26 protein-coding genes and 1 riboswitch are annotated in these 25,893 nt (G+C 60.8%); of the genes, 14 read left to right on the top strand and 12 right to left on the bottom strand.

Annotated features, from left to right (window positions below; genetic code table 11):
• The first annotated feature begins 138 nt into the window (after window positions 1-138).
• The 4 genes from CKW07_RS17030 (at window position 139) to CKW07_RS17015 (ending at window position 4,679) form a co-directional block, all read left to right on the top strand.
• Window positions 139-1,134 (top strand): metalloregulator ArsR/SmtB family transcription factor, encoded by a 996-nt coding sequence (locus CKW07_RS17030; protein ID WP_095081467.1) that lies wholly within the window; start codon window positions 139-141, stop codon window positions 1,132-1,134.
• Window positions 1,135-1,153: 19 nt separating this feature from the next.
• On the top strand, window positions 1,154-2,344 hold the full coding sequence (gene metK / locus CKW07_RS17025) for a methionine adenosyltransferase (protein ID WP_095146139.1): 1,191 nt from the start codon (window positions 1,154-1,156) through the stop codon (window positions 2,342-2,344).
• A gap of 157 nt (window positions 2,345-2,501) precedes the next feature.
• Entirely contained in the window at window positions 2,502-4,184 is a 1,683-nt protein-coding gene (gene ligB, locus CKW07_RS17020) for an NAD-dependent DNA ligase LigB (RefSeq protein WP_095146137.1), read from the top strand.
• A 99-nt stretch (window positions 4,185-4,283) separates the two neighbouring features.
• Window positions 4,284-4,679 (top strand): DUF1090 domain-containing protein, encoded by a 396-nt coding sequence (locus CKW07_RS17015; protein ID WP_095081471.1) that lies wholly within the window; start codon window positions 4,284-4,286, stop codon window positions 4,677-4,679.
• A gap of 78 nt (window positions 4,680-4,757) precedes the next feature.
• Here the strand turns inward: CKW07_RS17015 and CKW07_RS17010 are convergent, their stop codons facing one another.
• Window positions 4,758-5,207, bottom strand: a complete 450-nt coding sequence (locus tag CKW07_RS17010) for a cytochrome c (protein WP_095146136.1) — start codon at window positions 5,205-5,207, stop codon at window positions 4,758-4,760.
• Between the two features lie 127 nt (window positions 5,208-5,334).
• Between CKW07_RS17010 and CKW07_RS17005 the strand changes: the two genes are divergently transcribed.
• Window positions 5,335-6,507 carry a murein transglycosylase A gene (locus CKW07_RS17005; RefSeq protein WP_095146134.1) on the top strand — a complete coding sequence of 391 codons (1,173 nt, stop codon included), beginning with the start codon at window positions 5,335-5,337 and terminating at the stop codon, window positions 6,505-6,507.
• Between the two features lie 75 nt (window positions 6,508-6,582).
• Here the strand turns inward: CKW07_RS17005 and CKW07_RS17000 are convergent, their stop codons facing one another.
• The gene (locus CKW07_RS17000; RefSeq protein WP_095146132.1) at window positions 6,583-6,966 is read right to left on the bottom strand and encodes an MAPEG family protein; all 384 of its coding nucleotides are present in this window, start codon (window positions 6,964-6,966) and stop codon (window positions 6,583-6,585) included.
• 35 nt (window positions 6,967-7,001) lie between these two features.
• The gene (locus CKW07_RS16995; protein ID WP_095146130.1) at window positions 7,002-7,835 is read right to left on the bottom strand and encodes an EamA family transporter; all 834 of its coding nucleotides are present in this window, start codon (window positions 7,833-7,835) and stop codon (window positions 7,002-7,004) included.
• 195 nt (window positions 7,836-8,030) lie between these two features.
• Here CKW07_RS16995 and CKW07_RS16990 point away from each other — a divergent pair, with 195 nt between their 5' ends.
• A complete protein-coding gene (locus CKW07_RS16990) occupies window positions 8,031-9,200 on the top strand; it encodes an MFS transporter (RefSeq protein ID WP_095146128.1) in 1,170 nt (389 codons plus the stop codon).
• A 75-nt stretch (window positions 9,201-9,275) separates the two neighbouring features.
• On the opposite strand, the gene CKW07_RS16985 is transcribed toward CKW07_RS16990, so the two are convergent.
• Window positions 9,276-9,680 carry an acyl-CoA thioesterase gene (locus CKW07_RS16985; protein WP_095146126.1) on the bottom strand — a complete coding sequence of 135 codons (405 nt, stop codon included), beginning with the start codon at window positions 9,678-9,680 and terminating at the stop codon, window positions 9,276-9,278.
• Between the two features lie 191 nt (window positions 9,681-9,871).
• Window positions 9,872-9,974, top strand: a riboswitch (S-adenosyl-L-homocysteine riboswitch).
• A 22-nt stretch (window positions 9,975-9,996) separates the two neighbouring features.
• Between CKW07_RS16985 and ahcY the strand changes: the two genes are divergently transcribed.
• The 5 genes from ahcY (at window position 9,997) to CKW07_RS16960 (ending at window position 16,545) form a co-directional block, all read left to right on the top strand.
• Entirely contained in the window at window positions 9,997-11,406 is a 1,410-nt protein-coding gene (gene ahcY, locus CKW07_RS16980) for an adenosylhomocysteinase (protein WP_095146124.1), read from the top strand.
• A 182-nt stretch (window positions 11,407-11,588) separates the two neighbouring features.
• Window positions 11,589-12,434: a methylenetetrahydrofolate reductase [NAD(P)H] gene (metF, locus tag CKW07_RS16975; RefSeq protein WP_095081480.1), complete on the top strand. Its 846-nt coding sequence runs from the start codon at window positions 11,589-11,591 to the stop codon at window positions 12,432-12,434.
• 86 nt (window positions 12,435-12,520) lie between these two features.
• The gene (locus CKW07_RS16970; RefSeq protein WP_095146122.1) at window positions 12,521-13,615 is read left to right on the top strand and encodes a hypothetical protein; all 1,095 of its coding nucleotides are present in this window, start codon (window positions 12,521-12,523) and stop codon (window positions 13,613-13,615) included.
• A 33-nt stretch (window positions 13,616-13,648) separates the two neighbouring features.
• On the top strand, window positions 13,649-14,464 hold the full coding sequence (locus CKW07_RS16965) for an ABC transporter substrate-binding protein (RefSeq protein WP_095146120.1): 816 nt from the start codon (window positions 13,649-13,651) through the stop codon (window positions 14,462-14,464).
• A 227-nt stretch (window positions 14,465-14,691) separates the two neighbouring features.
• Window positions 14,692-16,545 carry a DEAD/DEAH box helicase gene (locus CKW07_RS16960; protein WP_095146118.1) on the top strand — a complete coding sequence of 618 codons (1,854 nt, stop codon included), beginning with the start codon at window positions 14,692-14,694 and terminating at the stop codon, window positions 16,543-16,545.
• 68 nt (window positions 16,546-16,613) lie between these two features.
• Here the strand turns inward: CKW07_RS16960 and CKW07_RS16955 are convergent, their stop codons facing one another.
• The gene (locus CKW07_RS16955; RefSeq protein WP_095146116.1) at window positions 16,614-17,210 is read right to left on the bottom strand and encodes a YceI family protein; all 597 of its coding nucleotides are present in this window, start codon (window positions 17,208-17,210) and stop codon (window positions 16,614-16,616) included.
• A 31-nt stretch (window positions 17,211-17,241) separates the two neighbouring features.
• Window positions 17,242-17,793: a cytochrome b gene (locus CKW07_RS16950; RefSeq protein WP_095146114.1), complete on the bottom strand. Its 552-nt coding sequence runs from the start codon at window positions 17,791-17,793 to the stop codon at window positions 17,242-17,244.
• Window positions 17,794-18,093: 300 nt separating this feature from the next.
• On the opposite strand from CKW07_RS16950, the gene CKW07_RS16945 reads away from it, so the two are divergent.
• Both CKW07_RS16945 and CKW07_RS16940 read left to right on the top strand, forming a co-directional pair.
• Window positions 18,094-19,500: an adenosylmethionine--8-amino-7-oxononanoate transaminase gene (locus CKW07_RS16945; RefSeq protein ID WP_095146112.1), complete on the top strand. Its 1,407-nt coding sequence runs from the start codon at window positions 18,094-18,096 to the stop codon at window positions 19,498-19,500.
• A 208-nt stretch (window positions 19,501-19,708) separates the two neighbouring features.
• Window positions 19,709-20,428 carry a 16S rRNA (uracil(1498)-N(3))-methyltransferase gene (locus CKW07_RS16940; RefSeq protein WP_095146111.1) on the top strand — a complete coding sequence of 240 codons (720 nt, stop codon included), beginning with the start codon at window positions 19,709-19,711 and terminating at the stop codon, window positions 20,426-20,428.
• 72 nt (window positions 20,429-20,500) lie between these two features.
• Here CKW07_RS16940 and CKW07_RS16935 read toward each other — a convergent pair whose 3' ends face one another.
• From CKW07_RS16935 to CKW07_RS16925, 3 genes are read right to left on the bottom strand one after another with little or no spacing between them, the layout of a single operon-like run.
• Complete coding sequence (locus tag CKW07_RS16935) at window positions 20,501-21,403, bottom strand: transporter substrate-binding domain-containing protein (RefSeq protein ID WP_095081489.1); 903 nt, start codon at window positions 21,401-21,403, stop codon at window positions 20,501-20,503.
• Between the two features lie 29 nt (window positions 21,404-21,432).
• Entirely contained in the window at window positions 21,433-21,783 is a 351-nt protein-coding gene (locus CKW07_RS16930; protein WP_095146109.1) for a RidA family protein, read from the bottom strand.
• A 28-nt stretch (window positions 21,784-21,811) separates the two neighbouring features.
• Entirely contained in the window at window positions 21,812-23,053 is a 1,242-nt protein-coding gene (locus CKW07_RS16925; protein WP_095146107.1) for a D-amino acid dehydrogenase, read from the bottom strand.
• Between the two features lie 107 nt (window positions 23,054-23,160).
• Here CKW07_RS16925 and CKW07_RS16920 point away from each other — a divergent pair, with 107 nt between their 5' ends.
• Window positions 23,161-24,093 carry a LysR family transcriptional regulator gene (locus tag CKW07_RS16920; protein ID WP_095146105.1) on the top strand — a complete coding sequence of 311 codons (933 nt, stop codon included), beginning with the start codon at window positions 23,161-23,163 and terminating at the stop codon, window positions 24,091-24,093.
• Here CKW07_RS16920 and CKW07_RS16915 read toward each other — a convergent pair.
• From CKW07_RS16915 to CKW07_RS16905, 3 genes are all read right to left on the bottom strand, one after another.
• On the bottom strand, window positions 24,081-24,698 hold the full coding sequence (locus CKW07_RS16915; RefSeq protein WP_095146104.1) for a hemolysin III family protein: 618 nt from the start codon (window positions 24,696-24,698) through the stop codon (window positions 24,081-24,083). The genes CKW07_RS16920 and CKW07_RS16915 overlap by 13 nt on opposite strands.
• Window positions 24,699-24,833: 135 nt before the next feature.
• A complete protein-coding gene (locus tag CKW07_RS16910) occupies window positions 24,834-25,256 on the bottom strand; it encodes a hypothetical protein (protein ID WP_095146102.1) in 423 nt (140 codons plus the stop codon).
• Window positions 25,249-25,848, bottom strand: a complete 600-nt coding sequence (locus tag CKW07_RS16905) for a nucleotidyltransferase domain-containing protein (RefSeq protein ID WP_095146167.1) — start codon at window positions 25,846-25,848, stop codon at window positions 25,249-25,251. The genes CKW07_RS16910 and CKW07_RS16905 overlap by 8 nt, the downstream gene beginning before the upstream one ends.
• Between the last annotated feature and the right edge of the window lie 45 nt (window positions 25,849-25,893).

Genomic DNA, 25,893 nt, shown 5'->3' with positions numbered 1-25,893 from the left:
TATTGGTCAGGTGAAACCTTTCCGCGTTTCGTTTGTAGAGTAAGGTCCGGCCTGGGAAGTGCCATCTATCGAGCAATATCAAAACTTTTTGATATTGCCCTTGCGGTGCTTTCGACGCGTGACTAGACTGCCAGCCTTATGAATTTACGCGTGCCTTCCATTCGCCATGACGATTGCGACGAGCTGGCGGCCCTGTGCAAGGCCGGCGGCGATCCGTTGCGGCTGAATGTATTGCGCGCCCTGGCCAACGACTCGTTTGGCGTACTGGAACTGGCGCAGATCTTTGCAACCGGCCAATCGGGCATGAGCCACCACCTCAAGGTGCTGGCCCAGGCCGACCTGGTGGCAACCCGCCGTGAAGGCAACGCAATTTTCTACCGTCGCGCCCTGCCCCACACCGAATTGCTCGGAGGCAAGCTGCACGCTGCCTTGCTTGAAGAAGTGGACAACCTGACCCTGCCCGGCGATGTGCAATCGCGGATCAGTCAGGTCCATGGGCAGCGGGCTGCCGCCAGCCAGGACTTTTTCTCACGGGTTGCGGAAAAATTTCGCGCCCAGCAAGACTTGATCGCCGGCCTGCCGCAGTACCGCGAGAGCGTACTGGCATTGCTCGACAAGCTGAGCTTCAACGAAGCGGCCACCGCCATCGAAGTCGGCCCTGGCGACGGCAGCTTTCTGCCGGAGCTTGCACGACGCTTCACCCAGGTCACGGCCCTCGACAACAGCCCGGCCATGCTCGAGTTGGCGCGTCAGGTCTGCGAGCGTGAAACGCTGACAAATGTCAGCCTTCAATTGGCCGATGCATTAAATGGCGTGAGTCTGGCGGCCGATTGCGTTGTACTGAACATGGTCCTGCACCATTTCGCCGCGCCAGCCGATGCGCTCAAGCAGATGGCCGGCTTGCTGCAACCAGGCGGTAGCCTGTTAGTGACAGAGTTATGCAGTCACAACCAAAGTTGGGCCAGGGAGGCCTGCGGTGATCTTTGGTTGGGGTTTGAACAGGACGATCTGGCCCGTTGGGCCACCGCTGCGGGACTCGTTCCCGGGGAAAGCCTCTATGTAGGCTTACGTAATGGTTTCCAGATTCAGGTCCGCCATTTTCAGCGGCCGGCTGGCGACACTCACCATCGGTAAATATCAGGAAAACATCGAGATGAGCGAATACTCCCTTTTCACCTCCGAGTCCGTGTCTGAAGGGCATCCGGACAAAATCGCCGACCAGATTTCTGATGCGGTGCTGGACGCCATCATTGCTGAAGACAAGTTCGCCCGTGTGGCGTGCGAGACTCTGGTGAAAACGGGCGTGGCGATCATCGCCGGCGAAGTCACCACCTCGGCCTGGGTTGACCTGGAGCAGATCGTTCGTGACGTCATCACCGACATCGGCTACAACAGCTCCGACGTCGGTTTCGACGGTGCGACCTGCGGCGTGATGAACATCATCGGCAAGCAATCCCCTGACATCAACCAGGGCGTCGACCGCGCCAAGCCTGAAGATCAGGGTGCCGGCGACCAGGGCCTGATGTTCGGCTACGCCAGCAACGAAACCGACGTGCTGATGCCAGCCCCGATCACCTTCTCGCACCAACTGGTGCAGCGCCAGGCCGAAGCCCGTAAATCCGGCCTGCTGCCTTGGCTGCGTCCGGACGCCAAGTCCCAGGTCACCTGCCGCTACGAAAACGGCAAGGTGGTGGGTATCGACGCCGTTGTCCTGTCGACCCAGCACAACCCGGAAGTGTCGTACAAGGACCTGCGCGAAGGCGTGATGGAGCTGATCGTCAAGCACGTACTGCCTGCCGAACTGCTGCACAAGGACACCCAGTTCCACATCAACCCAACCGGCCAGTTCATCATTGGTGGCCCGGTGGGCGACTGCGGCCTGACCGGCCGCAAGATCATCGTTGACACCTACGGCGGCATGGCCCGTCACGGTGGCGGTGCGTTCTCCGGCAAGGATCCATCGAAGGTTGACCGTTCGGCCGCCTACGCGGGTCGCTATGTGGCCAAGAACATCGTGGCGGCCGGCCTGGCCGAGCGTTGCGAGATTCAGGTTTCCTACGCCATCGGCGTCGCTCAGCCGACCTCGATCTCGTTGAACACCTTCGGCACCGGCAAGATCAGCGATGACAAGATCATCAAACTGGTCCGTGAAGTGTTCGACCTGCGTCCATACGCGATCACCACCATGCTCGACCTGCTGCACCCGATGTACCAGGAAACCGCTGCTTACGGCCACTTCGGTCGTACTCCGGAAACCAAGACCGTGGGCGAAGACACCTTCACCACCTTCACCTGGGAAAAAACCGACCGCGCCGACGCCCTGCGTTCCGCCGCCGGTCTGTAAGCCTCCCGGCTACAGCAAAAGCCCCGCACGGTTCGCCCTGCGGGGTTTTTTCATGGGCGCATGACTGGCCCGGACACACGCGGCAAAGCTCCCGAGCACGCCCGCGCAATGGCTGATCTAGCCTTCAAGCATCCTCCCCAGAGCAAGGATGCTCATGATGCGACCTGTGCACCTGTTGTTGATCGGCGCATGGCTGACCACTGTTTGCCTGAACGCCAACGCAAGCCCCTGCCCCGACTGGCCGGCCAAGCGTGCCCACGCGGAAATCAACGCCCTGCAACAGCAGATCAGCGACTGGGATGACAACTACCATCGACAAGGGCGCTCACTGGTTGCCGATGAGCTCTACGACCAGTCCCGCGCCCGCCTCGACAGCTGGCGCTCCTGCTTCAACCCGGGCACGGCACCGGTCAATCCACTGAGCACGGCTCGCGGAACGGTGCTCCACCCCATCCCCCATACCGGCCTGGATAAATTGAGCGATGGCCAGGCGGTCCAGGACTGGCTCGCCTCCCGCGATGACGTATGGGTTCAACCCAAAGTCGATGGTGTTGCAGTCACACTGGTTTATCGCAAGGGGCAACTTGCACAGGCAATCAGTCGCGGCGACGGTATCAACGGCCAGGACTGGACTACCCCGGCACGCAAGATCAATGCAATCCCCCTGCAACTGACGCAACCTGTCGATCTGGTCGTGCAAGGCGAACTCTACTGGCGCCTGACCGATCATGTACAAGCCACCGCGGGCAGCCTCAACGCCCGTGGCAACGTGGCCGGACTGATGGCCCGCAAGACACTGAGCCTTGAGGAGGCCAACAAGGTCGGACTGTTCACCTGGGACTGGCCCCAAGGCCCGAGCAACCTGCCAGCCCGTGCGACAGCGCTGACCGAGCTGGGCTTCGCCACCACGAGACCCTACTCCCAGCCGATCAAGACTTTCGCCGATGCCGAACATTGGCGTGACCATTGGTACCGCACACCTCTACCCTTCGCCAGTGACGGCATCGTTCTGCGCCAGCAGTCGCGACCGCCTGCCGAACGCTGGCAAGCAAAATCGCCGTACTGGGTCATCGCCTGGAAATACCCCTTTGCTCAAGCGTTGGCGCAGGTGCGCAAGGTCCACTTCTCGGTCGGTCGCACCGGGCGCATCACCCCGGTACTGGAGCTGATGCCGATCACCCTCGATGATCGACAGGTCAAACGGGTCAGCGTCAGCTCGCTGCAACGCTGGCGACACCTGGATATCCGTCCCGGCGATCACGTCGCCATCAGCCTTGCCGGCCTGACCATCCCCCGGCTCGACAACGTCGTATTGCGCAGCACCGAGCGGCCCGAAGTGCTGGCGCCACACCCTGAAGACTTTCACCACCTCAGCTGCTGGCAACCGACACCCGGATGCGAAAGCCAGTTTCGCGCACGCTTGACCTGGCTCAGTGGCAAGCACGGCCTGGCGCTGCAGCATATGGGAGCCGGCACTTGGGAAAAGCTGATCGATGCCGGCCGTATCAAAGGGTTACTTGATTGGTTGACCCTTGAAGCTCAAGAGCTTGCTACCATTGATGGTTTCGGCGAGCGCAGTGGTGCCCGCCTGGCAGACAGTTTTCAACACGCCCGACAACAGCCCTTTTCACGCTGGCTGAAAGCCTTGGGCATGCCGCCGGCGGGCAACGCAAGCCTTACCGGCTCATGGCAGTCCCTGGCACAACGAGACACCGGACAATGGCAGGCCGAAACCGGAATCGGCCCAGGGCGCGCGGCGCAATTGAGCGCCTTTTTTCGCGACCCGCAGGTACAGGCCCTGAGCGAACAATTACGCGCTGCCGGCATCGACGGGTTTTAGAGTCCCGGATGTCCGGCAACGGTTGAACCCACCGGGTATTGATGCGCTCCAACCGACCATCTGCTCGCCGACTTGAACACGTTCTTAAACGGAGCCTTTATGAAATTTCTTGCACCGATTGCCCTGCTCGCCCTGTGCAGCGCCATCGTCACGCCCCTGATGGCTACCGAGCAAACGCCGGAACTCACTGGCTGCGCAGCCAAGCGCCAGTCCATCAGCACCCAGATTGAACAGGCCAAGGCCCAGGGCAATGCCGAACAACTGGCCGGTCTGGAAAAAGCCCTGAGCGAAGTAACCGCGCACTGCACCGATGCTTCGCTGAAGAAAGAGCGCGAAAACAAGGTGCTGGACGCCAAGCATGAAGTCAGCCAACGCCAGGCCGATCTCGACAAGGCCATGAAAAAAGGCGATCCAGAGAAGATCAACAAACGCAAAGATAAACTCGCCGAATCCCGCAAGGAACTGCAGCAGGCGCTGGAAGAACTGGACAAGTAATTCGAATCACACGTACAGGAGCTGGCTTGCCAGCGCCTGCAGATCAGCGTGAACCGTCAACCTGCGAAGACTCTGGACTCAGTGATCACGAAACTCTTTATGGCAGGCACTGCAGGCGTCTTCGACTTTCTGCACCGCAGGGCCCAGGTTACTGGCCTTGTAGGGCTGCACCTGGCTGGCGATCACCAACTCACTGGTGGCGGCCTCAAGCGCGCGGGCCATGTCCTGGAAACGTGCCTGTTTTTGCCAGACCTCATCCTTGGCGCTGGTGTGATCTTCTTCGCGAACCTGTGGGAAATGCTTCCACGGCTCACGGGACAACGCATCAAGCTTCACGGCACCCTCGGCAAATTTAGGCCCGTCGAACGGGATGCGACCACGCAGCATGCCACCCAGGTCTTCGCCGGTCTTGAGCATTTGCTTGAAGATTGCCTTGCGCTGGCCCAGCGGCGATTTCGGATCGACACCGCCACAGGCGGACAGCGTCAGGCAGGCCAGCAATACAACAGAAAGTCTTTTAAGAGTCATGGTGGCTCAAGGTCACGGAAATCGGTGGCCAGTATCCTCGCCTCATTCGCAAAGACCAATAGCCCTATTAACAATAAGGGTTGCCCGAGCGCTTGAGCGCTCCGGAATCCGTCACAGGAAGCACCGCATGAACACCCGTTACAAGGCCTGGCGCAAAAGCCTGCTCTGGACCTTCCCGATGATCGCCCTGCTTGCCGGTTGCAACGGTGGCGATCATACCAAGCCACAAACCCACGCCATCGCTACCTACTCCAGCGCGACCTGGGACGCCTTGCCAGCGGTGTCCGATAACGACCTGCTGGCCGGTTTCGGCTCATGGCGCAGCGCCTGCACCCGCTTGAAGGCCGACCCGGTCTGGGGGGCGACCTGCGCGGCAGCCGCCAACGTGCCGCAAAACGCCGAGACAATTCGCTCCTTTCTCAAGGAGCACCTGCAGGTCTATGGCCTGCGTTCCTCGGGCGGCAATGCCAACGGCTTGATCACCGGCTACTACGAACCCGTGTACCCAGGCAGCCTGACGCAAACGTCGGTGGCCAATGTGCCGGTTTACGGCATACCGGAGGACATGATCATCGTCTCCCTGGACAGCATTTACCCGGAACTCAAGGGCAAGCGCCTGCGGGGCCGGCTGGAAGGGCGAGTACTCAAGCCCTACGACGATGCCGCCACCATCGGCGCCCAAGGCGTCAAGGCGCCAACACTGGCCTGGTTGACCGATCCGATGGACCTGCAGTTCCTGCAGATCCAGGGCTCGGGTCGCATTCAGCTCGAAGATGGCCGCCAACTGCGCATTGCCTATGCCGACCAGAACGGTCATCCGTACCGGCCTATCGGCCGTTGGCTGGTGGATCAGGCCGAGCTGAAAAAAGAAGACGTGACCATGGGCGCCATCAGCGCCTGGGCCAAGGCCCACCCGACACGCATCCCCGAACTGCTGGGCAGCAACCCGAGCTACGTGTTCTTCACCCGCAACCCGGAGAGCAACGAAGGCCCGCGCGGCTCGCTGAATGTGCCGCTGACATCGGGTTACAGCGTGGCGGTGGATCGCAAGGTAATCCCGCTGGGCAGCCTGTTGTGGCTATCCACCACCCGACCAGACGGCACCCCGCTGGTGCGGCCAGTCGCCGCACAGGATACCGGCGGCGCGATTACCGGCGAAGTGCGGGCCGACCTGTTCTGGGGCACGGGCGATGCCGCCGGGCAACTGGCCGGCGACATGAAACAGCAGGGTCAGATCTGGATGCTGTGGCCAAAAGGCGTGGCGTTGCCGCAACTGCCGCAAGTGACTGACACCAAGTAAGTAGCCGACATCCTGCCGCCGCCTGCGTTCGAAGACACAGGCTGCGGCAGCGACGGCAACAACACCCGCGCTGCTTTAGATCGAGACGAAGAAGAAACTGATAATCAGCCCCATGCCGACAAACCACACCAGCGAACGCAGGATCGACCAGTCCGCCAGGTAGCAAATGATGTACAGCAGGCGACTGGTGATGAACAGCACCGACAGCACGTTGATGGTCACCAGTTCCGCGTTGCCGGCCAGATGAGCGACGATGACCGCAGCGGCAAATGCCGGCGTGACTTCAAAGCTGTTGAGCTGGGCCGAGTGAGCCCGTTTGGCGAAGCCGTCCAGGGTTTCCAGGAAGGACCGCGGGTCGTGATTGTCCCGAAGCCGGTACCCGCCACCGACCTTGGCGATGCCAATGCACAGGTACGGCAGGAAAATCGCGATCAAAATGCACCACAGAGCAACAGTCATTAAGGGTTCCTTTTTTAAGTTTTATGATCGTTCACTCAGAACTTCATCACGAGCATACCCATCAGCACCAGCCCACAGGCCAACAGCCGTGGCCTGCCAAACGGTTCTTTCAGGTAACGCATACCGAACAGCACCACCAGGATCACACTGATCTCGCGCAGTGCCGCCGCCTCGGCAATCGACCCCAACTGCATGGCCCACAGCACCAGAGCGTAGCTGAACAACACGCAGAATCCGACCGCCAGCCCCAACCGCCATTGCTCGCGCCAGAACAGCATAAACGCAGGACGCTTGCGCACCAGCGCCAGCAGCGGGAACGGCCAGGCACTGAGCAACGTGACCCACACCAGATAATCCAGTGGATGCGACCAGCGCCGTAGCGCCTGGCCATCGATGAAGGTGTAGCAGCCGATGCACAGCCCGATCGACACCACCACCGGCAGCATCGACCAAGGTAACCGCTCGCCGCCACCGCCCTGCCACAGCAGGCAGAGCATGCCGAACGGGATCAACAGAATCCCGAGGATTTGTTGAGTGGTCAGCACTTCACCGGCGAAGATCAGCGTCAGTGCCAGCACCACCAACGGCGACAACCCGCGCATCAACGGGTAGACCAACCCCAGGTCGCCCACCCGGTAGGCCTGGATCAGTAAATAGCGATAGAGCAGCTCGAACGCCGCCGAGGCCAGGATCCACGGCCAGATCGCCAGGGGTGGCAGGTTCACGAATGGCAACATCAGCGCGACGAAGAGCATCGCCACGCTGTCCATGCAGGCCACCACCAATAGTCGCTCAGCACTGAACTTGATCAGAGTGTTCCAGGCCGCGTGCAACAGCGCCGCCACCAGAACCAGAACCGTCGCCAGCACGTCGCCTCCTTGCTCGAGAGAATTGATTCGCCATAGATCAGCAGCTGTTTATACTGCAACCGACCACGCTGCACTCACTTGCGCACATAACTTATTCCAAAAAAATTCCGCTGCTGCCCGGCTCGACACCGAATCGGGGGGCCGGCATGCGTTTGCCTGATCAGAGCGTCAAGACTAACGACAGAGACCTTGCGCATGCCACTGGCCTTGCTTGCTTTGGCTGTTGCCGCCTTCGGCATCGGCACCACTGAATTCGTCATCATGGGCTTGCTGCCCGATGTCGCCCGCGACTTGGGTGTCAGCATTCCCGATGCCGGGCTGCTGATCACCGGCTATGCCCTGGGCGTGGTGTTCGGTGCACCGATCCTCGCGGTCGGTACCGCCAACATGCCGCGCAAAGCCACACTGCTGGGCATGACGCTGATGTTCATCCTCGGCAACATCCTCTGCGCCCTGGCGCCGAACTACAGCACGCTGATGGCGGCCCGGGTGATCACCGCACTGTGTCATGGCGCGTTCTTCGGCATCGGTTCGGTGGTGGCCGCCGGGCTGGTGGCCCCCAACAAGCGGGCCCAGGCGATCGCGATGATGTTCACCGGCCTGACCCTGGCCAACGTGCTCGGTGTGCCGCTGGGCACGGCACTGGGGCAGTACGCTGGCTGGCGCTCGACCTTCTGGGCAGTCTCGGTGATCGGCGTGATTGCCGCCATCGCCCAATGGCTCTGGTTGCCCAAGGCAATTGCCATGGACAAGGCCAACCTGGCCAGTGAATTCAAAGTGCTGGGCAAGGCCAACGTGCTGCTGGCGCTGGGCATGAGCGTGCTGGCGTCCACCAGCCTGTTCAGCGTTTTTACCTATATCGCGCCGATTCTGCAGGACATCACCGGTGTCAGCCCCCATGGCGTCACCGTCATGCTGTTGCTGTTCGGTGTCGGCCTGACCGCTGGCAGCATGCTCGGCGGGCGCCTGGCAGACAGCCGCTTGCTGCCTTCACTGGTGGGCATGGCCCTGGCGGTGGTCATTGTATTGGCCGCCTTCAGCCAGACCAGCCATTCGGTCATTCCGGCGGCCATTACCTTGGTGCTGTGGGGGGTCTTTGCCTTTGCGCTGTGCCCGATCCTGCAACTGCTGATCATCGACCAGGCCCATGAAGCGCCGAACCTGGGCTCGACCCTGAACCAGAGCGCCTTCAACCTCGGTAACGCGGCAGGTGCCTGGATCGGCGGGCTGGTGGTGGCCAGCGGTGCCAACCTGGCCGACTTGCCGTGGACCGGCGCACTGGTCAGCGGTTTGACCGTGCTGACGGCACTGTTCTTTATCTACCTGCAACGTCGCCGCGCTGCGACGGAAACGGTCCCCGGCTGAGACTTTCGCTGGGTCCGTGCAACGACGCCAAACTCCGTGGCGAGGGAGCAAGCTCCCTCGCCCCAACGACCGCCATCATTCGACCGCGGCGTCATTCTGGAACTGGTCCTTGACGTACTTGATCTCGGTGCGGCCGTGCGGTGCGGGCAGGCCGTCTTCACCCAGATTGACGAAGACCATCTTCTCCACGGTGAGGATGCTTTTGCGGGTGATCTTGTTGCGTACTTCACACGTCAGGGTGATCGAGGTACGACCGAATTCGGTGGCGGTGATGCCCAGTTCGATGATGTCGCCCTGGCGCGAGGCGCTGACGAAGTTGATTTCGGAAATGTACTTGGTCACTACGCGCTGGTTGCCCAGCTGAACGATGGCATAGATCGCCGCTTCTTCATCGATCCAGCGCAACAGGCTGCCGCCGAACAGTGTGCCGTTGGGGTTGAGGTCTTCGGGTTTTACCCATTTGCGGGTGTGGAAATTCATGGGGGGGCGGGGCTCCGAGGGGGATGGACACAAGGTTTACCCCCCAGCTTCAAGTTTCAAGCGACAAGCTGCAAGTAAAAGCCGATCCGCTCTTACTTACCGCTTGCGGCTTGCCACTTGCAGCTCAAAGAAAGCTATAATCGCCTCCGTTTCAAAACGGTCATCTTCGATTGCTACCGTTTTCCCGCCACCTGTCCGAGGGGCGCTGCAGCAGGTTCGACCTGTCAGGCTCGGATGGGGCGTTGCCTGGCTTCGAGTAGCCAGACTTTAAACGCACAACGGCGCCCATTCGCATACTTACGAATGGAGGCTCTTCATGAGCGCTGTCAACACGCCTGCAGATTTTAACGACTACAAAGTCGCCGACATGTCCCTGGCTGCCTGGGGTCGTCGCGAAACCATCATCGCCGAATCCGAAATGCCAGCCCTGATGGGTCTGCGCAACAAGTATTCCGCCGAGCAACCGCTCAAGGGCTCGAAAATCCTTGGCTGCATCCACATGACCATTCAGACCGCAGTGCTGATCGAAACCCTGGTTGCCCTCGGTGCCGAAGTACGCTGGTCGTCCTGCAACATTTTCTCGACCCAGGACCAGGCTGCAGCCGCCATCGCCGCTGCCGGCATCCCGGTTTTCGCCTGGAAAGGCGAGACTGAGCAAGAGTACGAGTGGTGCCTGGAGCAAACCATCCTCAAGGATGGCGCGCCATGGGACGCCAACATGATCCTCGACGACGGCGGCGACCTGACCGAGCTGCTGCACAAGAAGTATCCGGCTGTCCTGGACCGTGTACACGGCGTGACCGAAGAAACCACCACTGGCGTACACCGCCTGTTGGACATGCTGGCCAAGGGCGAGCTGAAAATCCCGGCCATCAACGTCAACGACTCGGTGACCAAGAGCAAGAACGACAACAAGTACGGCTGCCGTCACAGCCTGAACGACGCCATCAAGCGCGGCACCGACCACCTGCTGTCCGGCAAGCAAGCGCTGGTCATCGGTTACGGTGACGTGGGCAAGGGTTCCGCTCAGTCCCTGCGTCAGGAAGGCATGATCGTCAAGGTCTCCGAAGTCGACCCGATCTGCGCCATGCAAGCCTGCATGGACGGTTTCGAACTGGTTTCGCCGTTCATCGACGGCATCAACACCGGTACCGAAGCGAGCATCGACAAAGCGCTGCTGGGCAAGATCGACCTGATCGTGACCACCACCGGTAACGTCAACGTCTGCGATGCCAACATGCTCAAGGCTCTGAAGAAGCGTGCTGTTGTCTGCAACATCGGCCACTTCGACAACGAAATCGACACCGCTTTCATGCGCAAGAACTGGGCATGGGAAGAAGTGAAGCCGCAGGTTCACAAGATCCACCGTACCGGCGCTGGCGATTTCGACCCACAGAACGACGACTACCTGATCCTGCTGGCCGAAGGCCGCCTGGTTAACCTGGGCAACGCCACTGGCCACCCAAGCCGCATCATGGACGGTTCGTTCGCCAACCAGGTACTGGCCCAGATCTTCCTGTTCGGCCAGAAGTACGCCGACCTGTCGCCAGCCCAGAAAGCCGAGCGCCTGACCGTTGAAGTACTGCCGAAGAAACTCGACGAAGAAGTGGCCCTGGAAATGGTCCGCGGCTTCGGTGGCGTGGTCACTCAACTGACCAAGCAACAGGCCGAGTACATTGGCGTGACCGTCGAAGGCCCGTTCAAGCCGCACGCTTATCGCTACTAAGCAGCTGCAAGTTTCAAGCTTCAAGCTTCAAGTAAGAGCATCGTTTACTTGCGACTTGAAGCCTGTGGCTTGCTTCTTCATCGCTATCATGCAGCCGTGAGCTGCAAGCTTCTTGCGCAAGACTCGGCGCTCTGCCCTCTTGCAGCTTGTAGCTTGCAGCTTGCTGCTGGGAGGCACTCCTGATGTCCCAAGATCGTCGCTACAGCTTCGAGTTCTTCCCGACCAAGACCGATGCTGGGCATGAAAAGCTCATCGCCACTGCCCGTCAGCTGGCCGGCTACAACCCCGACTTTTTCTCCTGCACCTATGGCGCTGGCGGTTCGACCCGTGATCGCACCCTCAACACCGTGCTGCAGCTTGAAAGCGAAGTCAAAATCCCTGCCGCGCCGCACTTGTCCTGCGTGGGTGACAGCAAAGCCGACCTGCGCGGCCTGCTGAGCGAGTACAAGGCTGCCGGCATCAAGCGCATCGTCGCCCTGCGCGGCGACTTGCCTTCGGGCATGGGCATGGCCAGCGGCGAAATGCGCCACGCCAATGACCTGGTTGAATTCATTCGTGAAGAGACCGGCAATCATTTCCACATCGAAGTCGCCGCCTACCCGGAAATGCATCCGCAAGCACGCAACTTCGAAGACGATCTCACCAACTTCGTGCGCAAGGCCAACGCTGGCGCCGACAGTGCGATCACCCAGTACTTCTTCAACGCCGACAGCTACTTCTATTTCGTCGAGCGTGTACGGGCCATGGGCGTGGACATCCCGATCGTGCCGGGCATCATGCCGATCACCAACTACAGTAAGCTGGCACGCTTCTCCGACGCCTGCGGTGCGGAAATCCCGCGCTGGATCCGCAAGCAACTGGAAGCCTACGGCGACGACACCCAGAGCATTCAGGGTTTCGGTGAACAGGTGATCACGCAAATGTGTGAACGTTTGTTGCAGGGCGGCGCACCAGGGCTGCATTTCTATACCCTGAACCAGGCTGAGCCTAGCCTAGCTGTCTGGAACAACCTGAAGCTGCCGCGCTGACACCGGCATCGTCTTCAGGAACAAGGCTCTGGCGAAAACCAGGGCCTTTTTTTTATTTGTCATATCACCAGGGTAAAACGTAGTAGATGTCGATACCTCATCCAGCCCCCACCCCCCAACTGATCTATCTGGTTTACGGGGCAAGCACCTACCACCAGGAAGCGGTCTTCAGCATCGCCAGCGCCTTGGCGGGGCTGCGAAAAACGCCGGGCGAAGCACTCGACATCCAGGTGTTCACTGATAACCCCGCGCCCTATCGTGACTTGCCAGTGCGTATCCGCGAGCTGGACGAAAGCACCCGTCAACGCTGGATTGCTCCTCACGGCTATCACTTCCGCGCCAAGCATGTGGTCATGCAACAGGTGCTGCGCGAATCCGAGCGGGCACTGCTGATCGACACCGACACGTTTTTCCATTGCTCGCCATTGGAGCTGTTCCGACGCATTGAGCCCGGCACGCTGCTGTGCAACGCGCTGGGCATGCCTTATGGCGCCAACCGGCAAACCCGGCTTTACCAGGCCCTGGCCCCGCTGCTGCAGCAACGACAACTGGCAGACGACCAGATGCCCTTGCTGAACTCCGGCGTGATCGGACTTGAGCGTACGGATGCCGATGTCCTCGATCACTCGATCGCCTTGATGGACGAGTTGTATCCCCTGGCCCAGGGCGCCTATACCCTTGAAGAGTTCTGCCTATCGGTGGCCGCCTACCGCACCCGGAACGTGCGCGAATGCACCGACCTGATCCATCACTACTGGAGCCGCAAGGAACTGTTTCGCGCCAAGATCAAGGCCTGGCTGGACAAGCACGGGGATGACCCCACCAGCGCTTTCGCCCTGGATGAAACCGGCCTGGTGACGGCCACCCTGCCTCGCCCGCCCACATTGCAGCGCCTGGCCTACAAAATCATTACCCTGGCCTTGCCCCGGCAACAGCGCCAATTCATGCGCGAAATCCTCTACGGCTGCTACCGTCACCCCAATCCGTTTGATCAGGCATGCACGCCCGTCTGGTGGGAAAAGGCCCGTGACAACCTCGAAAAGCGCTTGAAACGACCGCTTCAGAGCCACCAACTGGAACGCTGGTTCAACCACCCGATCAATCGACTGGTGCTCGGCCAACGAAGAAACGCCATTTACCTACATCTGATGCAGACAAAAGGCGACTCTGCCTCAGGCTAGCTATTTCACTACCTCTCGTCGTAATCTCAAACGATGCCCGTCATTGCCCAACTGCTGACAGCTGTACTTTTTGCTTGCCTGAGCCTTACCGCCCGGGCGGAAAAATTGCGCATCGTCACCGAGCCCTGGGCTCCCTACGTTTACGAAGAAAACGGCCAGGCCCGCGGACTGGATTACGAAACCACGGCGATTGTCTTCCAGCGCCTGGGAATCGAAGTGCAATGGCAGTTCCTGCCCTGGAAACGCTGCCTGCAAATGCTCGACCAAGGGCTGGCCGACGGTGCGCTGGACATTTTCCACAGCAATGAGCGCGACGCCACGTTGCTCTACCCCAGCGAGCCGCTGTCGCAAGTCGAATTCGTGATGTTCTACGCCAATGCCCGCCCTCACCCCTTCCGCACCCTGGAAGACCTGCGCGGCCTGACCATCGGCACCTCCCCCGGCTACCTGTACAGCCAGGACTTTCGTGAATCGACGTTGTTCACCCGCGAACCGGCGCCGACCCATGAAGCCAACTTCGGCAAGCTGGCGCGCGGGCGCATCGACCTGCTGATCACCGACCGCCGAGTGGGCCAGACCCTGCTCGACAGCCTGAACCTGCGCGATCAGATCAGCGAAAGCCCGACCGTCATCAGTCAAGAAAGCCAGTTCCTGGCCGTACGCCGCAATGCCGGCATGGACCTGCTAGTGCAACGCTTCGGCGCCGAACTCAAGCGCTTCAAGCGCGAACCGGCCTACGCCCAGCTCAGCGCGCGCTATGGCGCAGCACCCGCCTCCGCGGCCCAGTTGGCGACGCCGCAAGCGGGCAATGAAAAAACCGTTGAGCAGCAGGAAAGCAGCGCACACTGATTGCTCTGTTATACTCCGGCCTTCCCGCCAGGCTTACGCCCGGACGCTCGGGACTGTTTAAGGCCTCTCGACATCGCTACAGCGCAGCTTTCCAGCCCGCGCGAGCACTCGAAGTTGAGCCTTCAGGCCCCAGCAGGACCGGACGCGATTGCGCTTCTCTCAAACGCCACTCGCGCCAGGCAAGACTATCCCATTGGGCCAAGCCCTAACTAAAAACAGGATTACTCATGTCCTTTGCTTCCCTCGGTCTCTCCGAGGCTTTAGTCAGCGCCATCGAAGCCGCCGGCTACACCCAGCCTACTCCGGTGCAACAGCGGGCCATTCCCGCCGTGTTGCAAGGTCGCGACCTGATGGTCGCGGCACAGACAGGCACAGGCAAGACCGGCGGTTTCGCCCTGCCGATTCTGGAACGCCTGTTTCCCAACGGTCACCCGGACAAATCCCAGCGTCACGGCCCGCGCCAACCGCGCGTACTGGTCCTGACCCCGACTCGCGAACTCGCCGCCCAGGTGCATGACAGCTTCAAGCTCTATGCCCGCGACCTCAAGTTCGTCAGCGCCTGCATCTTCGGCGGCGTTGGCATGAACCCGCAGGTTCAGGCCATGGCCCGTGGCGTTGACGTGCTGGTTGCCTGCCCGGGTCGCTTGCTCGACCTGGCCGGCCAAGGCAGCGTCGACCTGTCCCACGTGGAAATCCTGGTACTGGACGAAGCCGACCGCATGCTCGACATGGGCTTTGTCCATGACGTGAAGAAGGTCCTCGCCCGCCTGCCGGCCAAACGCCAGAACCTGCTGTTCTCGGCGACGTTCTCCAAGGACATCACCGACCTTGCCGGCAAGCTGCTGCACAACCCTGAGCGCATCGAAGTCACGCCGCCGAACACCACGGTCGAGCGCATCGAGCAACGGGTCTTCCGCTTGCCTGCCAGCCACAAGCGTTCGCTGCTGGCGCACCTGATTACCGCGGGCGCCTGGGAACAGGTACTGGTCTTCACCCGCACCAAGCACGGCGCCAACCGCCTGGCCGAGTACCTGGACAAGCACGGCCTGAGCGCCGTGGCGATCCACGGCAACAAGAGCCAGAATGCCCGTACCAAAGCCCTGGCTGACTTCAAGGCCGGCGAAGTGCGCATCCTGGTGGCCACCGACATCGCCGCACGCGGCCTGGACATCGACCAGTTGCCACACGTGGTCAACTTCGAACTGCCGAACGTCGACGAAGACTACGTGCACCGTATCGGCCGTACCGGCCGTGCCGGCCGTTCGGGCGAGGCCATCTCGCTGGTAGCACCGGACGAAGAAAAACTGCTGAAAAGCATCGAGCGCATGACCAAGCAGAAAATCGCCGATGGCGACCTGATGGGTTTTGACGCCAGTACCGTAGAAGCGGAAAAGCCTGAAGTACGCGAGCGTCCGGATGTGCGTAACCCGCGCAACCCACGTGGCCCTCGCGGCGACGGTCCGAACGGCGGTGGTGGCGGTCGCAAGGACAAGGGCAAGGACAAGGGTGGCAAGGAAAAAACGGCCGCCACCCGTGGCGAGCGCCCTGCGCAGAAGCCGCGCGAAGGCACTCCAGCCCGTGAACAGCAGCGCCCCGCTCCACGCGCCGCCGCTGATCGCGCACCGGACGAGTTCCTTGACGACGATATCGACAACTTCGGTAACCGTGTCGACTACGTGCCTCAGCAACCGAAAAACCAGGGCCGCGGCCGTCGTCCAGGCGCTCCGGCACAAGGTGCAGGCGCAGGCGCTCCGCGTACGGGTCAACCGCAAGGCCGTCAGAACGGTCCGCGCAACAGCAGCGGCGGCACCACCGGAACTCCGCCGGCCAAACGCAGCGGCCCGCGTAGCGGTGCTCCTCGTGACGGCCAGGCCCGCCGCGAAGACTCGCGCACCCGTCGTCCGGCCCGTGACGATCAGGCGCGCCAGGAACCGGCGGTACAAAACCCGCGCGGCGGCCCGGCACCGAAGATCATTCACAAGGAGTCCAAGAGCGATCGCTTCCCGACACCTGAGCAGCTCGATCAACTGCCAAGCCGTCCACGCGGCGAAAAACCAGCGTTGCTGACCCGCAACCGCTGATTTTTCAAGCACCATGAAAAACGCCCCGGATCTTGCGATCCGGGGCGTTTTTGTTGTAGCTGCGAAAATTACTTCGCTTTCACGCCTTCAAACGTGATGTACAACTCAACCGCGTCGGAAGCCGGGCCCAGATTTTTCTGCTTGCCGAAATCGCTACGCTTGATGTGGGTGGTACCTTCGAAGCCCGCACGGTAGCCGCCCCATGGATCCTTGCCTTCGCCCAGGAAGGTGGCCTTGACCACCACCGGCTTGGTCACGCCCAGCAGGGTCAGGTCGCCTGTCACGTCAGCGGTTTCTTTACCCTCTGCGTTCTTGCCAGTGGACTTGACGCTGGTGGAGACGAACTTGGCATCAGCAAACTGGCCCGCATCCAGGAAGTCTTTGCTAGTGATGTGCTTGTCACGCTCGGCATGGTTGGTGAACACACTGCCAGTGCGTACGTTGACTTCGATCTTGCTGTCTTCCGGCTTGGCCGCGTCGAAGCTGAACTTGCCATCCAGGTCCTTGAAAGTACCGGTGATGTAGCTGTAACCCAGGTGGCTGATCTTGAAATCAACGAAGGCGTGCTGGCCTTCCTTGTCGATCACATAGTCCGCGGCCATCACCTGACCTGCCGACAATACTGCAGTACCAATTGCCAGAGCGGCGAGAGTCTTTTTCAACATGCTTTCTATTCCTTGGAGTCGAGGTTGAACATCAGGCTTTGCGACCCAGCATCCGGGTCAGCGTCACATCACGATCGAAAAAGTGGTGCTTCAATGCAGCCAATGCATGGAGGCCGGAAAAAATGACCAGCGCCCAGGCCAGATAAAAGTGAATCACACCCGCTATGTCTGCCTGGTCCGGTAGACCGGAAATCAAGGCAGGGACTTCGAACAGGCCAAACACCGGAATCCCGACACCGTCTGCGGTGGAAATCAGGTAGCCGGTAATCATCACGCCGAACAGGCCCAGGTACAGAAACCCGTGACCCAGCTTGGCGCCGAGGCGAGTCATGCGGTCGTAGCTGGCCAGAATCGGCGGTGGCGGGCTGAGAAAGCGCCAGAGCCCCCGCAATACCATGACCGCGAAGAGCACCAGGCCGATGCTTTTGTGCAAGTCGGGCGCGTCTTTGCGCCAGGTGCTGTAGTAATCCAGCCCGACCATCCACAAGCCCAGCGCAAACAGGCCGACAACGACCAGCGCCACGCTCCAGTGCAGAAAAATACTGACCCAACCATATCGGGAAAAAGAGTTACGTAGCTGCATTGCCCAAATCCTGTAAGAACTGCGACCAAGACTATCGAGTTATCTATCGATTTAAAGCCGAAAATTTCGCTTTGAAATATCGAGAAATACGATCAAGAGCCTGCAACAGGATGGTTAAGGAAAGATTAACGCCGTGGCAAGCTTCTCTCCCCGGCACACCAGGCGTGCCCCCGGACGCCGCCGACTCGTCAATGCAAACACGTGAAAAAGCCACAATAGGTTGTCCGCATCCCTTTCATTGCATAGGCTTGCGCGACTGTTTGCCCGCGAAACAAGCGAGCCGTCTCGAGGAGAATGAAAATGGGCCTGAATAATCAGTGGATGCAGCGCGATCTCGCGGTCCTGTGGCATCCCTGCACCCAGATGAAAGACCACGAACAACTGCCGCTGATCCCGATCAAGCGCGGCGAAGGCGTGTGGCTCGAAGACTTCGAAGGCAAACGTTATCTCGATGCGGTCAGCTCCTGGTGGGTCAACGTCTTCGGCCATGCCAACCCGCGGATCAACCAGCGAATCAAGGACCAGGTGGATCAACTGGAACATGTGATCCTTGCCGGTTTCAGCCATCAGCCGGTGATCGAGTTGTCCGAGCGCCTGGTGAAAATGACTCCGGAAGGCCTGACCCGGTGCTTCTACGCCGATAACGGTTCGTCGTGCATCGAAGTCGCGTTGAAAATGAGCTTCCACTACTGGCTCAACCGCGGCCTGTCGAACAAAAAGCGCTTCGTCACCCTGACCAACAGCTACCACGGCGAGACCATGGCCGCGATGTCGGTGGGCGACGTGCCGCTGTTCACCGAAACCTACAAGGCCCTGCTGCTGGACACCATCAAGGTGCCAAGCCCCGACTGCTACCTGCGCCCCGAGGGCATGAGCTGGGAGGAACACTCGCGCAACCTGTTTGCCGCGATGGAGCAGACCCTGGCGGAAAACCATGACACGGTCGCGGCAGTGATTATCGAACCGCTGATCCAGGGCGCGGGCGGCATGCGCATGTATCACCCGGTGTACCTGAAACTGCTGCGCGAAGCCTGCGACCGTTACGGCGTACACCTGATCCTCGACGAAATCGCCGTTGGTTTCGGCCGTACCGGCACGATGTTCGCCTGTGAGCAGGCCGGTATCCGTCCAGACTTCCTGTGCCTGTCCAAGGCCCTGACCGGCGGCTATCTGCCGCTGGCGGCCTGCATCACCACCGACGACGTCTACAGCGCCTTCTACGACGACTACCCGACCCTGCGCGCCTTCCTGCACTCCCACAGCTACACCGGCAACCCGCTGGCCTGTGCGGCCGCGCTGGCGACCCTGGATATCTTCGAGCACGACAACGTCATCGAGAACAACAAGGCCCTGGCCCAGCGCATGGCCTCGTCCACCGCGCACCTGGTGGACCACCCTAACGTCTCGGAGGTGCGCCAGACCGGCATGGTACTGGCCATCGAGATGGTCCAGGACAAGGCCAGCAAGACCGCCTACCCATGGCAGGAACGCCGTGGCCTGAAAGTGTTCCAGCATGCGCTGGAGCGCGGTGCGCTGTTGCGCCCGTTGGGCAGCGTGGTGTATTTCCTGCCGCCCTATGTGATCACCCCCGAGCAGATCGACTTCCTCGCCGAAGTCGCCAGCGAAGGCATCGACATCGCCACCCGCGACAGCATCAGCGTGGCCGTGCCGAAGGACTTCCACCCGGGGTTCCGTGATCCGGGTTAAGCCCTATCGATGACCCACTGTGGCGAGGGAGCTTGCTCCCGCTGGGGCGCAAAACGGCCCCAAAACCTGCAACCGTGTTTCACCGGTTAAAACGCATCCGCCGGGTTACGGCTGCTTCGCAGCCGAGCGGGAGCAAGCTCCCTCGCCACAAAAAACCGTTCCCGCAAATCAGTGTCAAGCTACATCCGACTTTTTACAGAGAACAGAAATGAGACTGTCCCGCTTCTTTATCGACGCCCCCTTGAGCCTCGGCGAACATGAATTGCCCGAGGCCCAGGCGCATTACATCAGCCGCGTGCTGCGCATGGCCGAAGGCGATGCCCTGCAAGTGTTCGACGGTTCTGGCCAGGAATTTCGCGGCACCCTGGCGGAAGTCGGCAAGAAGCGTGTACGGGTAGCGTTGACGGAAAGCTTCGCCGGGCAAATCGAGTCGCCCCTGCAGATTCATCTGGGCCAGGGCCTGTCCCGTGGCGAGCGCATGGACTGGGCGATACAGAAAGCCACCGAGTTGGGCGTGAACGAAATCACCCCGATCTTCAGTGATCGCTGCGAAGTCCGGCTCAAGGACGAACGCGCCGACAAACGCCTGCAACACTGGCGTCAGGTGGCGATCAGTGCCTGTGAGCAATGCGGTCGCTCACGAGTGCCGGTGATTCATCCACCTGTACTGTTGGCCGACTGGCTCAAACACACCGAAGCCGAGCTCAAGCTGGTACTGCACCCGGTGGCCGAGCCGCTGGTGAGCCATGCAAAACCCGCGACCCTGGCCTTCCTGATCGGCCCGGAAGGCGGCTTGACGGAGGCTGAAGTCGAACAGGCCCAAGGCGCGGGCTTCCATTCCGCTCGCCTCGGTCCACGGGTGTTGCGCACCGAGACCGCGCCGGTGGTGGCGCTGGCGGTGGCCCAGCAGTTGTGGGGGGATTTCTAGAAACCCAAGGTTTGATCGTTCCCACTCGTTGATCGTTCCCACGCAGGAGCACGGGAACGATCTGCGCTGAGGTTACTGCACCGGATCACTCACCGGCTTGGCGATGATGGCCTTGAGTTCGCTGGTCATCGGGAATTCAAGGTTCAGGCCTTTGGGCGGGATCGGCTGCTCGAACCAGCGCTGGTAGATCCCGTTGATTTCACCCGAGCTGTAGAGGTCGGCCAGCGTCCCGTTGACCAGTGCGAGGAACTGCGGATCGTCCTTGCGCACCATGCAGCTGTAGATTTCCCGCGACTGCTCTTCCCCGACCACCACCCACTTGTGCGGATCGCGGGCCTTGGCGCGCTCGCCGTAGAGCAACGCGTCGTCCATGTAAAACGCTGCCGCCCGACCCGATTGCAGCATCTGGAAGGCTTCGCCGTGGTCCTTGGCGCTGATCACGAACATGTCAATCTTGTGGTCGACGTTGTAGCTTTTCAGGAAGCGCTCGTTGGTGGTGCCAGCGGTGGTCACCACATTCTTGCCGCGTAGATCGGCGAAGCTCTTGATGCCGCTATCGTTGGCGGTCAGCAACTGGCCTTTGACGTAGATAAACCCGTAGGAAAACGCCACCTGCTTCTGCCGCTCAGCCGTCACCCCGGTCGACCCGCACTCCAGGTCCACGGTGCCGTTCTGCACCAACGGGATTCGGGTTTGCGAGGTCACCAGGTTGTACTTCACCTTGAGTTCGGGCAACGCCAGTTTCTGCTGGATACGCTCGACAATCTTGCTCGCCAGGTCCACCGAGTAGCCCATGGGCTGGCCCGAGTGATCCCCCACGTAGGAGAATGGCACCGACGCATCGCGGTAGCCCAGGGTGATGCTGTTGGCACTGGCGATCTTGCCCAGGGTGCCGGTCAACGGCGCTTCGTTCGCCTGGGCTTGAGTGCCGAGCAACAGGCCCAGGGTGCAGGCAATCAACGTGATTTTTTGCATTGTTATTCTCCGTTGTGGGTAAGAGGTGTTTATCGACGAGCCGCGATGACGGTAATTTCCACCAAGACCTGCGGGCGAGCCAGTTCGGCCTGCAAGGTGGTGCGGCTCGGTGCCTGGCTCGGCGACAACCAGGCCGACCAGACTTCATTCATGGCCGCAAAATCCTGCTCGATGTTTTTCAGGTAAATGGTCGCACTGAGCAGATGATCCTTGTCGCTGCCCGCTTCGGCCAGCAATGCATCAATCTTCTCCAGCACTTCGCGGGTCTGCCCGGTGGCATCGCTGGCATCGCCAGGCACCTGGCCTGAGAGAAAGACCAGGTCGCCAAAGGTTACGGCGCCGGACAGACGTGGGTTGGTGTGGAGGCGGGTGATGGTCATCTGACGTTCCTTCTCAGTAGGTAAGCGTTCAGGCCGCACGCGGTGTGAAGCCCTGCAGGTCGATGGAGGGGCGGCGCTGGCCGATCAGCTCGCTGAGCAGCCGGGCACTGCCGCAGGCCAGGGTGAATCCCAGCGCGCCATGGCCGAGGTTGAGCCACAGATTGCGATACGCCGTGGCGCCCAACAGCGGTACGCCACTGGGGGTGGCCGGGCGCATGCCGGCCCATTCGACAGCCGAGTCGTAAGCCCCGGCATCGGGAAAGGTGTCACGCGCCTGGCGCTTGATCAGGGCCAGTCGCTTGGGGTCCAGCGCCGGGTCGAAACCGACGATGTCGACCATTGCCGCCACCCGCAACTGCTCGCCGATACGGGCGTAGACAATCTTGCGGTCGTAGTCGGTGATGCTCAGGTCCGGCGCGCGGTGTTCGGCGCCGATCGGCACGGTCAGGCTATACCCCTTGAGCGGGTACAACGGCAGATTCAAGCCGGGCAGCGCCAGATGCGGGCTGCGATGGCCGGCAGCGATCACCAACTGATCCACCGGCAACACCTCGCCGCCCAGTTCGATGGCGGTCACCGCGCCACTGGCATGGCGAATCCCGGTCACGGCCTGCCCCAGTCGAAACTCGCAGCGACCGGAAGCCTGCAAGCGTGCCGCCAATTGCAGGCAAAAGCCATGGCAATCGCCGACTTCTTCATCCGGGGTGTAAATCGCTCCCACAAACGGTGCATCGGCCAGGGCGGGGTCAAGGCGCGCGCACTCGGCTTGCGACAGCACCTGCTGTTGCTGCGGATCGGCAAGACTGCCGCGACCATGGTCGAAGCTTGCGGCCTGGCGAAAGGTCACCAGTTTGCCGTTGCGCCGCCAGTTGAAACCGCCCAATGAATCCTCGTCGCGCCAGGTTTGCAGGGTGGACTGGCTCAACAGCGCCAGGCGCAACAGATGGGCAGCGTTAGCGCGGTTGACCGAGGACCGGCAGGCCCCCAGGAAGGACGCCATCCAGCGCCATTGCGCCGGGTCGAAACGCGGGCGCAGCTTCAGCGGGGAGTCGCCACGCAGCATCCAGCCGATGGCCTGCAAGGGCACACCGGCATCCGCCAGCGGCGCCACGTAGCGATAGGACAACTGGCCGCCGTTGGCGAAACTGGTTTCGCTGCCCAACGACTCGCGGGCCTCGACCAGGGTCACCGCTACGCCCTCGCGAACCAGCGCGTAAGCCGTTGCCAGGCCAATGACGCCACCACCGATGATGCACACTCGCTGAGCCATGTCAGTCCTTAAGCGTTATTCAGACGAGCCCGAGGTTAGAGCCAGGTGACAGGCGTCGAACAATGAATAAAGATGCCAATCCCATAAACAAAGGTTATGGACTTGTCATGCGCCTTCGCCACATCGAGATTTTCCAGGCCATCCGCCAGACCGGCACGGTCAGCGGTGCCGCGCAATTGCTGCACGTCTCCCAGCCTGCGGTAACCAAGGTGCTGCAGCACGCCGAGCAGCAGTTGGGGTTCCCGCTGTTTCTAAGGGTGCGCGGCAAGTTACAGGCGACCCCCGAAGCCCTGGAACTGGAGCGCGAGGTCGACAAGGTCACGGAAAGCCTGCAAGGGGTGCGGCGCTTGGCCCAGAGCCTGCGCCGCGAGCCAGGCCACAGCCTGCGGATTGGCGCGACACCGGCGCTGGCCCTGTCGCTGCTGCCACCGGCGATCCATGCCTGGACCCGGCACTACCCGGACATCGTCTGCGAGTTGTCCAGCGCCCACAGCCGCGAACTGGTGCAGAACCTGTTGATGCGCGAAATCGATGTCGCCCTGACCCTGCAACTGCCCGACCACCCGGGGCTCAAGGCCCAGGCGCTGGCCTGTGGGGTGCTGGTGGCGTTGGCGCCGGCCGGTTACTGGCCGAGCGAAGATGAGGGCAAGCCGCTGCCGCTGATGGCCCTGGCCGGTGCGCCGTTGATCGGGCTGTCGAGCGCCGACCCGCTGTCCGCACGGCTCGACAGTTACCTGAAAGCCGTCGAGCCGCCCCCGCGCGTCAGCATCGCCGTGCAGACATACTCACTGGCCAGGGCCATGGTCGAATCCGGTGCCGGGCTGGCCGTGATCGACCCGTTCACCGCGCTGGGTGCTGCGCCGAGCACAACCGCCATCCGCCCGATGGCACCACCGCTGCCGATCACCTTGTATGCCGTGACCCGCGCCGATGAACCTCCGCCCCATACCCTCAGCGATTTGCTGACAATCTTCAGCCAGCGCGCGCAGGAGCAGTTGAATCGCCTGGTCGGTCACTCACCGCCAAGTCAGATCACATAAAACAGAATCGCCACGAAATGCAGCACGCTGCCGGCGATGACAAACAGGTGCCAGATACCGTGGGCATGGCGCAGCCGGCTGTCGAGGGCAAAGAAGATAATGCCCACCGTATAAAACACCCCACCCGCCGCCAGCCAGGCGAAGCCGGCGGCACCCAGGGCGGCGATCAACGGCTTGACCGCCACCAGCACGATCCAGCCCATCACGGCGTAGATCACGATCGACAGGATCCGCGCCTCGGAACGCGGCTTGATCTCTTGCAGCATGCCGATCACCGCCAACCCCCAGACGATCCCGAACAACGTCCAGCCCCAGGGCCCGCGCAGGGTCACCAGGCAGAATGGCGTGTAACTGCCGGCAATCAGCAGGTAGATCGACAGGTGGTCGACCTTCTGCATGATCCGCTTCGCCCGCCCGCGCACGCTGTGATAGACCGTCGAAACGCTGTACAGCACAAGCAGGGTCACCCCGTAGATCGTCACGCTGACGATCTTCCAGGGACTGCCGTCGACGCTGGCAATCACCAGCAGCCAGACCGCCCCGATAAACGCCGCAACCGCCCCGAACAAATGGCTCCAGGCGTTGAATCTTTCCCCGTGGTACATGTGCCTCTCACCTCAAAGTCACAACGACGGCGTGCAAGGCTAAAGGCTGACAACACTGAAAGTGCATTATTTCCAAAGTACGCAGCATGAAACAAACAAGTGCTCACCTATTCAACCGACGCAGACTCATGGCACTCAACCTGCGAGGGCTTTCTCGATACGGGTCAGCATTTCTTGCGTACCGCCCAGCAATTGCGCAAGCAGCGACTCATCGTCATCCATGTATCCCTCGTACTCCGCCAGATTTCTGCGTTCGTGGCACAAGGCAAATAATCGAACCTGAAGCTTGCTCAATCCAGCGGTATGAATCAGGCACTGAAAGACAAGATAGCGCTTGTCCGAGCGATAGCCATGCAAACGCAACGCAGTGAGCGCAATGGCATGGGCCGCGTTGTAGGCCAGGTCAAACCGGCTGGCAAATGAGAGTTGTGGACTACTCGCATCCCTCAAGCGATCTGTCGCGGAGCGCATTAACCCTTCACACTCCTTTCGGTCAGGTGGCTCGCTTTTCAGTGCTCCACTATGCAGCAGGTTTTCCAGACTCTCATTGCTACCCATCCTTGGCCTCCAAAGGGTTTTCACCTATCAGGTTGATCTTTTCCTGTTGCGCTACCCGTTGTACGAAGCTGTTGCCCGATGCCAGTTTCCCGGCCCAGTCTTCAGGGGTGTAGAGCGTCGGATTGAGCGGACGGCCAAGTTGTTCCTCCATGGGCATCAGTCGCTCCATCACTTCACTGTAGTGCAGGCCTTCCCCGATCAGCATCAGGTCTATGTCACTGGATGCGTTTGCCTGATCCTTGGCAATGGATCCGTAGACGAATGCCCAAACCAATTGATCCGCGAATGGCGCCAAGACAAGACGCAGTGGCTCGGCAATACCAAAGGTTTTTCGCACAATACCCAACAGCTCCGGATAGATCGGGCACTGCGGATTAGCCTGGTAATGGGTCTGATTACCCTGACGGGTCATGCTCAATACACCTACCGACTGCAAGCGCCCCAACTCTCGCATCAAGCTGCCTTTACCCACTTGGGCCCAACGAGCAATTTCATTGGCATAAAAGCTTTGATCCGGTTTGCCGTAGAGCAATCCCAGCACTTTTTGCTGAGTCACGGTAAATAGCGCATTACTGAGCGATAGCGTTTGCAAAGCAATCACCAATGAGTCCCAAAAAGAGAACGATAGGTCCCTTTT

Source organism: Pseudomonas sp. Irchel s3b6 (assembly GCF_900187415.1).
Lineage (GTDB): Bacteria > Pseudomonadota > Gammaproteobacteria > Pseudomonadales > Pseudomonadaceae > Aquipseudomonas.
This window is presented reverse-complemented; position numbering and strand designations above follow the sequence as displayed.

What these genes read in the sequence shown, in the direction of transcription:
- CKW07_RS16970 (WP_095146122.1), top strand. Translation starts at nt 12,521, where the DNA reads ATGTCGATACCTCATCCAGCCCCCACCCCCCAACTGATCTATCTGGTT.
- CKW07_RS16985 (WP_095146126.1), bottom strand. Translation starts at nt 9,680, where the DNA reads ATGAATTTCCACACCCGCAAATGGGTAAAACCCGAAGACCTCAACCCC.
- ahcY (WP_095146124.1), top strand. Translation starts at nt 9,997, where the DNA reads ATGAGCGCTGTCAACACGCCTGCAGATTTTAACGACTACAAAGTCGCC.
- CKW07_RS17005 (WP_095146134.1), top strand. Translation starts at nt 5,335, where the DNA reads ATGAACACCCGTTACAAGGCCTGGCGCAAAAGCCTGCTCTGGACCTTC.
- CKW07_RS16935 (WP_095081489.1), bottom strand. Translation starts at nt 21,403, where the DNA reads ATGCAAAAAATCACGTTGATTGCCTGCACCCTGGGCCTGTTGCTCGGC.
- CKW07_RS16990 (WP_095146128.1), top strand. Translation starts at nt 8,031, where the DNA reads ATGCCACTGGCCTTGCTTGCTTTGGCTGTTGCCGCCTTCGGCATCGGC.
- CKW07_RS16965 (WP_095146120.1), top strand. Translation starts at nt 13,649, where the DNA reads ATGCCCGTCATTGCCCAACTGCTGACAGCTGTACTTTTTGCTTGCCTG.
- ligB (WP_095146137.1), top strand. Translation starts at nt 2,502, where the DNA reads ATGCGACCTGTGCACCTGTTGTTGATCGGCGCATGGCTGACCACTGTT.
- CKW07_RS16960 (WP_095146118.1), top strand. Translation starts at nt 14,692, where the DNA reads ATGTCCTTTGCTTCCCTCGGTCTCTCCGAGGCTTTAGTCAGCGCCATC.
- metK (WP_095146139.1), top strand. Translation starts at nt 1,154, where the DNA reads ATGAGCGAATACTCCCTTTTCACCTCCGAGTCCGTGTCTGAAGGGCAT.
- CKW07_RS16940 (WP_095146111.1), top strand. Translation starts at nt 19,709, where the DNA reads ATGAGACTGTCCCGCTTCTTTATCGACGCCCCCTTGAGCCTCGGCGAA.
- CKW07_RS17000 (WP_095146132.1), bottom strand. Translation starts at nt 6,966, where the DNA reads ATGACTGTTGCTCTGTGGTGCATTTTGATCGCGATTTTCCTGCCGTAC.
- CKW07_RS16955 (WP_095146116.1), bottom strand. Translation starts at nt 17,210, where the DNA reads ATGTTGAAAAAGACTCTCGCCGCTCTGGCAATTGGTACTGCAGTATTG.
- CKW07_RS17015 (WP_095081471.1), top strand. Translation starts at nt 4,284, where the DNA reads ATGAAATTTCTTGCACCGATTGCCCTGCTCGCCCTGTGCAGCGCCATC.
- CKW07_RS16915 (WP_095146104.1), bottom strand. Translation starts at nt 24,698, where the DNA reads ATGTACCACGGGGAAAGATTCAACGCCTGGAGCCATTTGTTCGGGGCG.
- CKW07_RS16945 (WP_095146112.1), top strand. Translation starts at nt 18,094, where the DNA reads ATGGGCCTGAATAATCAGTGGATGCAGCGCGATCTCGCGGTCCTGTGG.
- CKW07_RS16910 (WP_095146102.1), bottom strand. Translation starts at nt 25,256, where the DNA reads ATGGGTAGCAATGAGAGTCTGGAAAACCTGCTGCATAGTGGAGCACTG.
- CKW07_RS16920 (WP_095146105.1), top strand. Translation starts at nt 23,161, where the DNA reads ATGCGCCTTCGCCACATCGAGATTTTCCAGGCCATCCGCCAGACCGGC.
- CKW07_RS16930 (WP_095146109.1), bottom strand. Translation starts at nt 21,783, where the DNA reads ATGACCATCACCCGCCTCCACACCAACCCACGTCTGTCCGGCGCCGTA.
- CKW07_RS16950 (WP_095146114.1), bottom strand. Translation starts at nt 17,793, where the DNA reads ATGCAGCTACGTAACTCTTTTTCCCGATATGGTTGGGTCAGTATTTTT.
- metF (WP_095081480.1), top strand. Translation starts at nt 11,589, where the DNA reads ATGTCCCAAGATCGTCGCTACAGCTTCGAGTTCTTCCCGACCAAGACC.
- CKW07_RS16925 (WP_095146107.1), bottom strand. Translation starts at nt 23,053, where the DNA reads ATGGCTCAGCGAGTGTGCATCATCGGTGGTGGCGTCATTGGCCTGGCA.
- CKW07_RS17030 (WP_095081467.1), top strand. Translation starts at nt 139, where the DNA reads ATGAATTTACGCGTGCCTTCCATTCGCCATGACGATTGCGACGAGCTG.
- CKW07_RS17010 (WP_095146136.1), bottom strand. Translation starts at nt 5,207, where the DNA reads ATGACTCTTAAAAGACTTTCTGTTGTATTGCTGGCCTGCCTGACGCTG.